The organism is Streptomyces sp. NBC_01012, assembly GCF_045162755.1.
In the GTDB taxonomy this organism is placed as follows: Bacteria; Actinomycetota; Actinomycetes; order Streptomycetales; family Streptomycetaceae; genus Streptomyces.
In genome coordinates this window covers 698,239-710,249 of record NZ_CP108688.1, presented here as the reverse complement: position 1 = coordinate 710,249, position 12,011 = coordinate 698,239, and the positions used below count along the sequence as shown (strand labels likewise).

Annotated in this window: 10 protein-coding genes; 6 read left to right on the top strand and 4 right to left on the bottom strand. The window is 70.8% G+C overall.

Annotated features, from left to right (window positions below):
• The first annotated feature begins 17 nt into the window (after nucleotides 1–17).
• Nucleotides 18–2,189 carry a 3-hydroxyacyl-CoA dehydrogenase NAD-binding domain-containing protein gene (locus tag OG623_RS03145; RefSeq protein ID WP_406144059.1) on the top strand — a complete coding sequence of 724 codons (2,172 nt, stop codon included), beginning with the start codon at nucleotides 18–20 and terminating at the stop codon, nucleotides 2,187–2,189.
• Between the two features lie 25 nt (nucleotides 2,190–2,214).
• On the opposite strand, the gene OG623_RS03140 is transcribed toward OG623_RS03145, so the two are convergent.
• A complete protein-coding gene (locus OG623_RS03140) occupies nucleotides 2,215–2,955 on the bottom strand; it encodes a MerR family transcriptional regulator (protein WP_406144057.1) in 741 nt (246 codons plus the stop codon).
• 132 nt (nucleotides 2,956–3,087) lie between these two features.
• Here OG623_RS03140 and OG623_RS03135 point away from each other — a divergent pair, with 132 nt between their 5' ends.
• Complete coding sequence (locus tag OG623_RS03135; protein ID WP_406144055.1) at nucleotides 3,088–3,564, top strand: macro domain-containing protein; 477 nt, start codon at nucleotides 3,088–3,090, stop codon at nucleotides 3,562–3,564.
• A 50-nt stretch (nucleotides 3,565–3,614) separates the two neighbouring features.
• Nucleotides 3,615–4,247, top strand: a complete 633-nt coding sequence (locus tag OG623_RS03130; protein ID WP_406144054.1) for a TetR/AcrR family transcriptional regulator — start codon at nucleotides 3,615–3,617, stop codon at nucleotides 4,245–4,247.
• A gap of 18 nt (nucleotides 4,248–4,265) precedes the next feature.
• Here OG623_RS03130 and OG623_RS03125 read toward each other — a convergent pair whose 3' ends face one another.
• Nucleotides 4,266–5,225 (bottom strand): oxygenase MpaB family protein, encoded by a 960-nt coding sequence (locus OG623_RS03125; RefSeq protein ID WP_406144052.1) that lies wholly within the window; start codon nucleotides 5,223–5,225, stop codon nucleotides 4,266–4,268.
• 149 nt (nucleotides 5,226–5,374) lie between these two features.
• Here OG623_RS03125 and OG623_RS03120 point away from each other — a divergent pair, with 149 nt between their 5' ends.
• Nucleotides 5,375–6,274 (top strand): oxygenase MpaB family protein, encoded by a 900-nt coding sequence (locus OG623_RS03120; RefSeq protein WP_406144050.1) that lies wholly within the window; start codon nucleotides 5,375–5,377, stop codon nucleotides 6,272–6,274.
• Here the strand turns inward: OG623_RS03120 and OG623_RS03115 are convergent.
• On the bottom strand, nucleotides 6,237–7,286 hold the full coding sequence (locus tag OG623_RS03115; RefSeq protein WP_406144048.1) for a LacI family DNA-binding transcriptional regulator: 1,050 nt from the start codon (nucleotides 7,284–7,286) through the stop codon (nucleotides 6,237–6,239). The genes OG623_RS03120 and OG623_RS03115 overlap by 38 nt on opposite strands.
• Nucleotides 7,287–7,544: 258 nt before the next feature.
• Between OG623_RS03115 and OG623_RS03110 the strand changes: the two genes are divergently transcribed.
• Nucleotides 7,545–9,284, top strand: a complete 1,740-nt coding sequence (locus tag OG623_RS03110) for a BCCT family transporter (RefSeq protein WP_406144047.1) — start codon at nucleotides 7,545–7,547, stop codon at nucleotides 9,282–9,284.
• 24 nt (nucleotides 9,285–9,308) lie between these two features.
• Here OG623_RS03110 and OG623_RS03105 read toward each other — a convergent pair whose 3' ends face one another.
• Complete coding sequence (locus OG623_RS03105) at nucleotides 9,309–10,241, bottom strand: FAD-dependent oxidoreductase (protein WP_406151656.1); 933 nt, start codon at nucleotides 10,239–10,241, stop codon at nucleotides 9,309–9,311.
• Between the two features lie 105 nt (nucleotides 10,242–10,346).
• Between OG623_RS03105 and OG623_RS03100 the strand changes: the two genes are divergently transcribed.
• On the top strand, nucleotides 10,347–11,987 hold the full coding sequence (locus tag OG623_RS03100) for an ABC-F family ATP-binding cassette domain-containing protein (protein ID WP_406144045.1): 1,641 nt from the start codon (nucleotides 10,347–10,349) through the stop codon (nucleotides 11,985–11,987).
• Nucleotides 11,988–12,011: the final 24 nt, after the last annotated feature.

The window sequence follows — 12,011 nt, the reverse complement described above, 5'->3', positions numbered from 1 at the left end:
TACGGAGAACAGCACCCATGACCGAGAGCACGACCATCCGCTGGGAACAGGACGAGACCGGCGTCGTCACCCTCGTACTCGACGACCCCGACCAGTCCGCCAACACGATGAACCAGGGCTTCAAGGACTCCATCGCCGCCGTCGCCGAGCGCGCCGAGGCCGAGAAGGACTCCATCCGGGGCATCATCTACACCTCCGCCAAGAAGACCTTCTTCGCGGGCGGTGACCTCAAGGACATGATCAAGATCGGTCCCGAGAACGCCCAGGCCGCGTTCGACGCCGGAACCGCCATCAAGAACTCGCTGCGCCGCATCGAGACCCTCGGCAAGCCGGTCGTCGCCGCGATCAACGGCGCCGCGCTCGGCGGCGGTTACGAGATCGCGCTCGCCGCGCACCACCGCATCGCCCTGTACGCCCCCGGCTCCCGGATCGGCCTGCCCGAGGTCACGCTCGGCCTGCTGCCCGCGGGCGGCGGGGTCACCCGGACCGTACGGCTGATGGGCATCACGGACGCCCTGCTGAAGGTCCTGCTCCAGGGCACCCAGTACACCCCGCGGCGGGCCCTGGACAACGGCCTGGTCCATGAGGTGGCCGCCACCCGCGAGGAGATGCTCGACAAGGCCCGCTCCTTCATCGACGCCCACCCCGAGTCCCAGCAGCCGTGGGACGTCAAGGGCTACCGGATTCCCGGCGGCACCCCGTCCAACCCGAAGCTCGCGGCCAACCTGCCGGCCTTCCCGGCCAACCTGAAGAAGCAGCTCGCCGGCGCGCCCATGCCCGCGCCCCGCAACATCATGGCCGCCGCTGTCGAGGGCTCGCAGGTCGACTTCGAGACCGCGCAGACCATCGAGGCGCGCTACTTCACCGAGCTCGTCACCGGCCAGGTCGCCAAGAACATGATCCAGGCGTTCTTCTTCGACCTCCAGGCCGTCAACTCCGGCGCCAGCCGCCCCGAGGGCGTCGAGGAGCGCCAGGTCCGCAAGGTGGCCGTACTCGGCGCCGGGATGATGGGCGCGGGCATCGCCTACTCCTGCGCACGTGCCGGCCTCGACGTCGTCCTCAAGGACGTCTCCACCGAGGCGGCGGCCAAGGGCAAGGCCTACAGCGAGAAGCTCCTCGCCAAGGCGCTCTCCCGCGGCCGTACGACCGAGGCGAAGCGGGACGAGCTGCTCGCCCGCATCACCCCGACCGGAGACCCCGCCGAACTCGCGGGCTGCGACGCCGTGATCGAGGCGGTCTTCGAGGACACCGCGCTCAAGCACAAGGTGTTCCAGGAGATCCAGGACATCGTCGAGCCCGACGCCCTGCTCTGCTCCAACACCTCGACGCTGCCCATCACCGCCCTCGCCGACGGCGTCGGCAGGCCGGTGGACTTCATCGGGCTGCACTTCTTCTCGCCCGTCGACAAGATGCCGCTCGTCGAGATCATCAAGGGGGAGAAGACCGGGGACGAGGCCCTGGCCCGCGCCTTCGACCTGGTGCGCCGGATCAAGAAGACCCCGATCGTCGTCAACGACTCCCGCGGCTTCTTCACCTCACGCGTCATCGGCCACTTCATCAACGAGGGCGTGGCGATGGTCGGCGAGGGCGTCGAGCCCGCGTCGGTCGAGCAGGCGGCGGCGCAGGCCGGCTACCCCGCCAAGGTGCTCTCCCTCATGGACGAGCTGACGCTCACCCTGCCCCGCAAGATCCGCGACGAGACCCGGCGCGCCGTCGAGGAGGCGGGCGGCACCTGGGCCGTGCACCCCGCCGACGCGGTCATCGACCGGATGGTCGACGAGTTCGGACGCCCCGGACGCAGCGGGGGAGCGGGCTTCTACGAGTACGGCGAGGACGGTGGACGGGGTCCGCTGTGGCCGGGCCTGCGTGAGCACTTCACGAAGCCGGACACGGACATCCCCTTCGCCGACATGCAGGAGCGGATGCTCTTCTCCGAGGCCCTGGACAGCGTCCGCTGCCTGGAGGAGAACGTCCTCATGACCGTCGCCGACGCCAACATCGGCTCCATCATGGGCATCGGATTCCCCGCCTGGACCGGCGGTGTGCTCCAGTACATCAACGGCTACGAAGGCGGCCTGCCCGGCTTCGTGGCGCGCGCCAGGCAGCTCGCCGAGCGTTACGGAGACCGCTTCCTGCCCTCCGGGCTCCTGCTGGAGAAGGCGGAGAGGGGCGAGACCTTCCACGACTGACGGCGGCGCCCCCCGCGGGCCGCGTTCACCCCTCCTCACCGGCGGTGAACGCGGCCCGCAGCTCCTCCTTCAGCGACCGCTGGAAGGCCGTCACCAGCGCCTGGAGCACCATCGGCTGCATATGGGCCGACAGGGACTTCATCGCCTTCACATGCTCGGGGTCCGACTCCCGCTCCCGGTACGGGTTCCACACCTCGTCCCGGAACAGCCGCGTCAGTTCGTGTGCGGCCGAGCGGGTGTGCTCGAGCAGGACCGTGCGCGCCGCGAGGATCGTCTCGTGGGCGATGGGCACGTCCAGGAGCTCCACCCCGAGCCGCAGCAGGCCGGGGTCCACCAGGAAGGGCCCGTCGGGCTTCCCTGGACGCTCCAGGACTCCCATCGCCGCCAGCCGGTCCATGTCCTGCTCGCCGAGGGGCCGGCCCGCCCGGCGCTCCAGCTCGGCGCGCTCCATGTCCTCGGCCGAGTCCGGCGCCCACGACGCCACCAGGGCGCGGTGGATCGCCAGGTCCTGCGCACTCAGATCGGGCGGCAGCTGCTGGAGATAGCGCTCGATGGCGGCCAGCGTCATGCCCTGGTGCTGAAGTTCCTCGATGAGGGCCAGCCGGGAGAGATGCTCGTGCCCGTAGTGCCCGACGCGCCGGGGCCCGATCACCGGAGGGGGCAGCAGACCGCGGGTGCTGTAGAAGCGCACGGTGCGCACGGTGACTCCGGCACGCGCCGCCAGTTCGTCGACGGTCAGCGCCGGCTCCTCGGTCCCGGTCGTCATGTCCACTCCTCATTGCCGGGGCACTGCCGCGCCTGTGTACCGATGTACCGATCAGGTTCAGCAGTATTGCTGTCTCACCACTGTTGTGAAAGTGCTCAGCCCGATGTCGGTGCGGGCCCGTACGGTGAGGACATGTCGGAAGTCACCTATGTACAGGGCGACGCCACCAGCCCCCAGGGCAAGGGCGTCAAGCTGATCGTGCACTGCTGCAACGACCTGGGCGGCTGGGGGAAGGGCTTCGTCCTGGCCCTCTCCCGCCGCTGGCCCGAGCCCGAGGCCGCGTACCGTCGCTGGCACCGGGAGCGCGCGGGCAACGACTTCGGCCTGGGCGCCGTGCAGTTCGTCCAGGCCGAGCCGTATGTCTGGGTCGCCAACCTGGTGGGCCAGCGGGGGATACGCACCGGCAGCAAGGGCGTGCCCGTGCGTTACGAGGCCATCGACGCCGGTCTGGACAAGGTGGCCGCCAAGGCCGCCGAGCTGGGGGCCTCCGTCCACATGCCGCGGATCGGCTGCGGGCTTGCGGGCGGCACCTGGTCCAGGGTCGAACCCCTCATCACCGACCGGCTGGTGAGCCGGGGCATCGAGGTGACGGTGTACGACTTCGGCTGAGCGCCTGGTCAGCCCTATGGTTGAGTGGTGGACAACGGACGGGAGGGCTCGTGGCGGCATCGGGTACCGACGGGACACTGCTGGCCAGGGCGCTCGCCGAGAGGCCACCGTCCGACGCGCTGAGCGAGCAGATCCTGGACGCGGCGCGCGAGCAGTTCATGACCTTCGGCCTGCGCCGCTCGACCGTCGACGACGTGGCCAAGCGCGCCAAGGTCTCGCGGGTCACCGTGTACCGACGGATCGGCAACAAGGACAGCCTGGTCTCCGCCTGCCTGCTGCGCGAGTACCGCAGATTCGTCGTGGACGTCGACGACGCGGTGGCCGCGCTGCCCACCGTGGAGGACCGGCTCGTCGCAGGCTTCGTCGCCGTCCTCAAGCACATCCGTGAACATCCGCTGGTGGGCGGGCTGCTGCGGCTGGAGCCCGAGATCATGCTGCCCTTCCTCACGCTGGAGAGCGGCCCGGCCTTCCTGGCGATACGCGGATATCTGGCCGACCGGCTCCGCCACGCCCGGCGCGCGGAAGGGCGGCCGGAGACGGACCCGACACCGGTCGCCGAACTGATGGTGCGGATCACGGTCTCCTTCCTCCTCAACCCGGTGAGCTGCTTCGAGCTGGACGACGACGAGCAGGTCGGCGCCTTCGCGCGCCGCTATCTGGTGCCGCTGCTCAGCGCGGTGTGACCGCGGGGCCCTCCTCCCTCATGGCCGCTCCGACCGCTCCGACCGCTTCGGCCCCTCCGACCGCTTCGGCCCCTCCGACCGCTTCGGCCCCTCCGACCGCTCCGTCCGCTCCGCGGGGAGGGGCTCCAGCGGACGGCTCTGCGCCCAGTGCGGACCGAGGTCGTCGAGCTCGTATCCGAAGGGGTAGCTGCGCGGCCGGGGGCGGGATGGCAGCCACCCGGGCCGGGCGGGCAGCAGCCGCACGCCGTGCGACCGGCCGCGCACCAGTGTCACGGCCGCAGCCCGCAGCCACCCGGGCTGCGCCGGGAAGCCCAGGGCCCGCAGCAGCGGCTCGTCCAGCAGGGCGAGCGAGAGCCGGGCCACCAGGGGGCGTACCGGGGCGGGATACCAGGCGGCCATGACCCGGAAGGTGGCGGTGGCGACCCGGCGGTTCGCCGGGTCGTAGGCGAACATCCGCTCCTCGTAGGAGTCGAGCAGCTCCTCGAAACCCTCGTAGGTGCCCGGGGCGCCCTCGATGCCCATCAGGCCGGCCGTCCGCCGGCCCACCTCGGCCAGCGCCCCGGCCTCCTGCGCGCACAGGGGTCGCCAGCCGAAGCGGTCGATCCAGCGTTTGGGGCCGACGACCGTGGTGGCCAGCACGTAGAGGTAGTCCTCGTTCGGGATGCGGTACTTGTCGTGGATCCGGTTGAGATGGCGGGCCGCCGCCCGTGCCCGCTCCGAATCGAAGCCCTCGGCCGCCATCTCGTAGCCGAACAGGACGGTGTCGTCGTAGCGCTTCTGGCCGTTGCGCTCGAACTCCTGGGTGCGGTCGAGCAGTACGGAGATCCTCGGCACGCCGTAGTCGCGCAGGAACGCGACACCGATGCCCTGCCGGTAGTCCCACGGGAACTCGTACCGGGTCATCAGGCGGACTATCTCGGCGCAGTCGTGCAGGGGGTCCATCCGGCGGATCTCGCGCAGTCGGCTGTAGCGGCCCATGCGTGCTCACCCCTCTCGTCCTGAGAGTCAAAGTTACAAATACTATTGATGTGTTTCACGGGGATCGTCAACACCGCCGACGCGTCGCATACTGGAACGTGCGTGGGCCCGCCACGGGCCCGAGCAGCCGACGTCCTGGGAGCACCCGCATGACCAGCGCGGGAGAGCCCGCACCACCCCCGCCCGGCGGCGTTCTGTGGAGCCTCGCCGGTGATGTCAGGGGCGTGCTGATGCTGCCCGCGGCCCTCACCCTCCAGGTCGCCCACCCGGCCGTCGGCGCCGGAGTCGACGACCACTCCGTCTTCCGCACGGACCCCTGGGGGCGCGGTGAACGGTCCCTGAGATCGCTCCAGCTCTGGGTGTACGGGGGCGAGGCCGCCGCGGAGGAGGGCCGACGGCTCAGGAAGCTGCACCGCACGATCCAGGGAACCGACGCCCGGGGCCGCCGCTACCACGCGCTCACCCCCGCGCACTACGCATGGGTGCACGCCACCGGCTTCCCCGTCTACCAGCACGCCTCGCGCTATCTGGTCCGCCCCTTCACCGATGCCCAGGAGCGCGCCCTGTACCGCGAGTGGCTCCAGGTCGGCCGGATCCTGGGCATCCACGACCGGGACATGCCGCAGACGATCGAGGAGTTCTGGCCCTACTACCGCAGGATGCTGGCCGACGAGGTGGAGGCCACCGTCGTCGTACGCGAACTGGTGGCCACGGACGCTCCCGTGCCGCCGCCCGACCGCGGGCCGCTCGCCCTGAAGGTGCTGTGGCCGGTACTGCTCCCGCCACTGGCCCGATTCCGCCGCTTCCTCACGATCGGGCTGATGCCGCCTGACGCCCGTGAGGCCATCGGGCTCGACTGGACCCCGGAGCAGGAGCGCAGGCTGCGGCGCTTCGGCGCCGTGGTGCGGCGGACCGTGCCCCTGCTCCCCGAGCGGCTGCGCTATCTGCCGTTCGCCGGATCGGCCCGCGCCGAGTGGCGGGCCGCCGGTGGACGGCCGGGCGGACCGAGGTTCAGGCGGAGGCCCGGCGGACCAGCTCGGTCGGGGTGATCACGGACTCGGGCCAGGTCCCGGTGTCGCTGTTCAGCCGCTCCATCAGCACCCGCACCATCAACCGCCCCATGTCCTCCACGTCCTGGCGGACCGTAGTCAAGGGCGGTACGGCGGCCTCGGCCACCGACGTCATGTCGTCGAACCCGACGACCGCCACGTCCCGCGGCACCCGGATGCCCCGCTCACGCAGCACCCGCAGCGCACCCGACGCCATCAGGTCGTTGGAGACGAAGACGGCGTCGAGGTCCGGACAGGTGTCCAGCAAGGTCCCCATGGCCCGGACTCCGCCCTCCGCGGTGAAGTCGCCCTCGACGACGAGTTCGGGCCCGGCGTCCGGGAGCACGTCCCGGTATCCGTCGATCCGGTCGAGCGCCGACGTCTGGTCGCGCGGCCCCGCGATGTGCGCGATACGCCGTCGGCCGAGCGAGACCAGATGGCGTACGGCCTCCCGGGCGCCGCCCCGGTTGTCGCAGTCGACGTACGGCACCTGAGGGGTGTCCGCGCCCGCCACCGGGCGCTCCGGCCGGCCTCCGTAGACCGTGGGGACCCTGAACCGCCGGATGATGGCGGGCAGTTCGTCGTCGGTGTGCAGCGAGAAGGCCAGTACGCCGTCCACATGGCCACCGGCCAGATAGCGGGTGACCCGGTCGAAGTCGCCGCTGCCCTCCACCAGGAGCAGGACCAGCTGGGCGTCGTGGGCGTTGAGCTCGCGGCTGATCCCGCGGATCTGGCGGGAGAAGAACGGGTCGGAGAAGATCCGGAACTCGGGCTCGTCGATGATCACGGCGACCGCGCCGTTGCGCCGGGTGACCAGCGTCCGCGCCGCGTGGTTCGGGATGTAGCCGAGCTCGTCGACGGCCCTTCGCACCTGGTCCACCAGGGGCTGACGTACACCCGCACCGCCGTTGACGACGCGGGACGCCGTCGCCCGTGACACACCGGCGCGGGCCGCCACGGCCTCCAGGGTGGGCCGGACGTCCGGGTGCGGATCGGTCGTCGGGTCGGGCAAGGGTGCCTCCTCGTACACGCGCCCCGTCAGGGAACGGCTGGAACCGGCGGGTTCGGCGCGAACGGACCAGGGCCCGGCGCGAACGCGGTCAGCCTAACCGCCTGTCCGGCCGACCGGACAGGTCATCGGCCCTCAATCGAGGGCATAGCGGTGCATATGCGGTTGAGAGGCAACAGCTTGTTGGTCCCGGGAGATGTACGTTGTGTGTGGTACTGCCTACGGAGAGCGAAATTTCGCACTGCGTGAAAGGTGCCATCTGTGACACACGACGAGCAGGGAAAGGCCGGGCGGGGAGACTATCTCCCCGTCACGGCCGATCTACCCGCCGAGCCGCACCATGGCCGGCGCCCCACGACCGACCGGGTGGTCTTCGGGGTCACGGCGGTGCTCACCGTCGCCTTCGTGGTCTGGGGTTCCACGGCGACCGACTCGCTGGAAAGCGTCTCGAACACACTGCTCAACGGTCTCATCCACAACGGTGGCTGGGCCTTCATGCTGGCGGCCTCCGGCTTCGTCGTCTTCGCCCTGTGGCTCGCGATCAGCCGTTACGGGAAGATCTCACTCGGACAGGAGGGCGAGGAACCCGAATTCCGTACCGTCTCCTGGGTCGCGATGATGTTCAGCGCCGGCATGGGGATCGGCCTGATGTTCTACGGCGTCAGCGAGCCGCTCTCCCACTTCAAGGAGCCGCCGCCCGGCACCCGCCCCGATGACGCCGCCGAGGCCATGCAGACGGCGATGGCCACCACCCTCTTCCACTGGACCCTGCACCCCTGGGCGATCTACGCGGTCGTCGGGCTCGCCATCGCCTACAGCGCGTACCGCAGGCGCAGGCGGCAGACGATCAGCTCGGTCTTCGTGCCGCTCATCGGTGAGAAGCGCGCCCACGGACCGATCGGCCGGGTCATCGACATCCTCGCCATCTTCGCCACCCTCTTCGGCTCCGCCGCCTCGCTCGGGCTCGGTGCGCTCCAGATCGGCAGCGGCTTCCATGAGCTGGGCTGGATGGAGAAGACCGGCACAGGCCTCCTGGTCGCGATCATCGCCGTGCTGACCGTGGCCTTCGTCGCCTCCGCCGTGTCCGGGGTCGAAAAGGGCATCCAGTGGCTGTCCAACATCAACATGGTGCTCGCGCTGCTCCTGGTGGTCTTCGTCTTCGTCGTGGGACCCACCATCATCGTGCTCGACCTGCTGCCCACCTCCATCGGCGCGTACTTCGGCAACCTCGCCCAGCTCGCCGGGCGCACCGAGGCCACCGGCGAGGGGGACGTGGCCGACTGGCTCGCCAGCTGGACGGTCTTCTACTGGGCGTGGTGGATCTCGTGGACGCCCTTCGTCGGCATGTTCATCGCCCGGATCAGCCGGGGCCGGACGATCCGTCAGTTCGTCGGCGGCGTGATCCTGGTGCCCAGCACGGTCAGCCTGATCTGGTTCTGCGTCTTCGGCGGGTCGGCGATCCGGCTGGAGGAGGCGGGGGACCTCAAGGGTGTCGGCGACACCCAGGAGGCACAGCTCTTCGGCGTCCTGCAGCAGTTCCCGATCGTGACCGTCACCAGCATCCTGGTGATGATCCTGGTCGGGATCTTCTTCGTCTCGGGCGCCGACGCCGCGTCGATCGTGATGGGCACCCTCTCCCAGAAGGGGGTTCTCGAACCCGCCAAGTGGGTTGTGATCTTCTGGGGTGTCGTCACCGGAGCCGTCGCGGCCGTCATGCTGCTCATCGGCAACGGTCAGGGCGACGCGCTGGCAGGTCTGCAGAATCTGACCATTCTCGTGGCCGCGCCGTTCACGATCGTCATGATCGGCATGTGCGTGTCCCTGATGAGGGACCTGCGCCACGACCCGATGATCGTCCGCCAGGAGTTCGGCGTGGAGGCCGTCGAATCCGCGGTCATCGAGGGGCACGCCAGATACGACGGTGACTTCGAGATCCGGATCGGCCCCGGTGCCACGGAGATCACCACCGACGAGCGCCACAAGCAGGACCCGCCGGCCTGACCGCGCGGGCCGGCCGGCCGCGGCTCAGCCCACCAGCTGGGCCGCGGCCCGCGCGCACCCCCTGGCCACCGTCACCCCGGCGCCGCCGTGGCCGTAGTTGTGCACCAGCAGTCCGCCACCCGGCAGCTCATCGGCCTCGATGCGCACCCCGGCGTCCCGGGCAGGCCGCAGTCCCACCCGGTGACCGATGACCCGCGCCCCCGCGATCTCCGGCCGTATCCGCGAGCACCGCGCCACGATCTCCTGGGCCGTGCGCGTATCGGGCTCGGTGCGGGCGTCGTCGGTCTCCGCCGTGCCGCCCAGCACGAGGCCGCCCGGCTGCGGGATGAAGTACGTGGTCGCGCTCGACGCGGGATCCGCCTCGACGAACCACTCGTCGACACCCGGGTTCTCCACCACCACCAACTGGCCCCTGACCGGCCGCACTCCGGGGTCGGGCACCAGCTCCCGGGCGCCGAGCCCGGTGCAGTTGACCACCACCCGAGCCTCGGCCGCAGCCTCCGCGAAGCCGCGCACCGTACGGCGCTCGACCACGCCCCCGGCAGCCGACAGTTGCTCCTCCAGCCAGCGCAGATGCGTCGGCATGTCGATCAGCGGAACCGTCACCCGCAGGCCCTCGGCCACCTCGGAGACGTCCCGCAGGCCACGGGCCCACGGACCGAGCGCGGACAGCCGCTCACCCCCGTGCACCCCGGTGACCATACGGACACCCGTCTCGGCGGTCTCGGCGGCCAGCTCCACGTACACCCGGAGGGTTTCGAGCGACCAGTCACCCACCAGCGCCTCGGGCTCGATCCTGTACGGCCACCACAGCCCACCCGCCACGGCCGAGGTCGTGGCCGAGGCCGGGTCCCCGGACCAGACGCGCACCCGCAGGCCGCGCTCCGCCAGCAGCAGCGCCGTGGTCAGCCCGCTGACCCCGCCGCCCACCACGATCACATCGGCCACGGCGCCCACTCCTGTCCTCGTGTCGCCCCCTGTGCCGAGGGCCGGACAGGCCATGGTCGCACCCCGGCCTGGAGGGCGGGAGAGCCCCCGGGGTTCGTTAGGATCGTCACCCTGATGACTGCCACTCTCGTCGCCAATGAACTCGCCGCAGGACACGGTGACCGCACCCTCTTCGCAGGACTCGACCTCGTGGTCGCGCCCGGCGACGTGATCGGTCTCGTCGGAGCCAACGGCGCCGGAAAGTCCTCGCTGCTCCGTCTGCTCGCAGGGCTCGACCGCCCCGAGGAGGGCGAGCTGCGGCTCTCCCCGCCCACCGCGACCGTCGGACACCTCCCGCAGGAGCCCGAGCGCCGCCAGGGCGAGTCCGTACGGGAGTTCCTCGCCCGCCGCACCGGGGTCGCCGACGCCCAGGCAGCCATGGACGCCGCGACCCAGGGCCTCGTCGACGGAGCGCCCGGCGCGGACGACGCGTACTCCGAGACGCTGGAGCGCTGGCTGTCCCTCGGCGGCGCGGACCTCGACGAACGTGCCGAGGAGGTCGCAGCCGACCTCGGCCTGACCGTCGGCCTCGACCTCCCGATGACAGCACTCTCCGGCGGCCAGGCCGCCCGCGCAGGGCTCGCCTCCCTGCTGCTGTCGCGCTACGACGTCTTCCTCCTCGACGAGCCCACCAACGACCTGGACCTCGACGGTCTGGAGCGCCTGGAGCGTTTCGTGTCGGGGTTGCGCGCCGGCACCGTCGTCGTCAGCCACGACCGCGAGTTCCTGATGCGTACGGTCACCAAGGTGCTGGAACTCGATCTCGCCCAGCAGCAGATCAACCTCTACGGCGGCGGCTACGCCGCCTACCTGGAGGAGCGCGAACGTGCCCGTACGCACGCCCGCGAGGAGTTCGAGGAGTACGCCGACAAGCGCTCGGCCCTGGAAGGCCGCGCCCAGATGCAGCGCGGCTGGATGGACAAGGGCGTCAAGAACGCCCGCCGCAAGGCCACCGACAACGACAAGATCGGCCGCAAGTTCCGCAGCGAGGCCAGCGAGAAGCAGGCCGCCAAGGCCAAGCAGACGCAGCGCATGATCGAGCGCCTCGACGTCGTCGACGAACCCCGCAAGGAGTGGGACCTGCGGATGGAGATCGCCTCCGCACCGCGCTCCGGTTCCGTCGTGGCCACCCTGCGCGACGCCGCCGTCGTCCGCGGCGGCTTCTCCTTCGGCCCTGCCACCCTGCAGATCGACTGGGCCGACCGGGTCGCCATCACCGGCGCCAACGGTGCGGGCAAGTCCACACTGCTCGCCGCCCTGCTCGGCAGGCTGCCGCTCGACGCGGGCCACGCCACGCTCGGCTCCGGCGTCGTGGTGGGCGAGGTCGACCAGGCACGCAAGCTGTTCCACGGCACGGAGAGCCTGCTGGACGCCTTCTGCGCCGCCGTCCCCGACACCGAGCCCGCCGAGGTCCGCACCCTGCTGGCCAAATTCGGCCTGCGCGCCGGGCATGTGCTGCGCCCCGCGACCACGCTCTCGCCCGGCGAACGCACCCGGGCCGGCCTCGCGCTCCTCCAGGGCAGGGGCGTCAATCTGCTGGTCCTGGACGAGCCGACGAACCACCTGGACCTGCCTGCGATCGAACAGTTGGAGTCCGCACTCGATGCGTACGCGGGGACCCTGCTGCTGGTCACGCACGACCGGCGGATGTTGGAGGCGGTGCGTACGACCCGCCGGGTCGAGGTGTCGGACGGCAAGGTCACCGAGGCGGGCTGACACACGGCCCTGCCCGCCCCGGGG

Bases quoted from the DNA above. Each gene is read 5' to 3' on its own strand.
- OG623_RS03145 (WP_406144059.1), top strand. From the start codon at position 18: ATGACCGAGAGCACGACCATCCGCTGGGAACAGGACGAGACCGGCGTC.
- OG623_RS03140 (WP_406144057.1), bottom strand. From the start codon at position 2,955: ATGACGACCGGGACCGAGGAGCCGGCGCTGACCGTCGACGAACTGGCG.
- OG623_RS03135 (WP_406144055.1), top strand. From the start codon at position 3,088: ATGTCGGAAGTCACCTATGTACAGGGCGACGCCACCAGCCCCCAGGGC.
- OG623_RS03125 (WP_406144052.1), bottom strand. From the start codon at position 5,225: ATGGGCCGCTACAGCCGACTGCGCGAGATCCGCCGGATGGACCCCCTG.
- OG623_RS03120 (WP_406144050.1), top strand. From the start codon at position 5,375: ATGACCAGCGCGGGAGAGCCCGCACCACCCCCGCCCGGCGGCGTTCTG.
- OG623_RS03100 (WP_406144045.1), top strand. From the start codon at position 10,347: ATGACTGCCACTCTCGTCGCCAATGAACTCGCCGCAGGACACGGTGAC.